The organism is Mesorhizobium sp. M00.F.Ca.ET.216.01.1.1, from assembly GCF_004010325.2.
GTDB lineage: Bacteria > Pseudomonadota > Alphaproteobacteria > Rhizobiales > Rhizobiaceae > Mesorhizobium.
In genome coordinates this window covers 1-524 of the sequence record NZ_SADR02000102.1, presented here as the reverse complement: position 1 = coordinate 524, position 524 = coordinate 1, and the positions used below count along the sequence as shown (strand labels likewise).

Here is a 524-nt window from a genome sequence, read left to right as displayed (position 1 = left end):
CTTCCTGCTCCACGTGCTGCCCAAAGGCTTCCATCGCATCCGCCACTATGGGCTACTCGCCAGTGCGCACGCCAAGGCCAACATTGCGCGCGCTCGCGAACTTCTCGCCGCGCCGCAGCCCAAGGCCGAATGCAACGGAACGGGCGCCGATGCCGCCAAGCCATCGGACTGGCGGCCGCCATGTCCATGCTGCGGCGGCAAGATGATCGTCATCGAGACCTTCGAACGCGGCGGCGACCGCGCCCGCGCGCCGCCACGGACGAGGGCGCCATGACCACAAACCGCTCTTCATCGCTCCGCATACCCGCCGAGGGCTCTGGTCGTCGGCGGCCCGAGGCGATCGTGCGTCTCCGGCCGATCGCATGTCCCGCACCATCTGCAGCGCCGAAACCGCCCGCTCTTCAAGGGCCGCATCGCAATGCGCACAGCCATCGCCAGCCCGTCGAGCTACGCCTGCCCACCCACCAAGCCAATCGGTGCGGTCACAATGGACCAAGCCGAACCGTCAAATCCCCATAGACTCA

Annotated in this window: 1 protein-coding gene; it reads left to right on the top strand. The window is 67.4% G+C overall.

The window, feature by feature from the left end; all coding sequences use genetic code 11:
• The coding region (locus EN859_RS35225; RefSeq protein ID WP_189502476.1) for a transposase at nt 1-274 on the top strand (274 nt) is incomplete at its 5' end.
• Between the last annotated feature and the right edge of the window lie 250 nt (nt 275-524).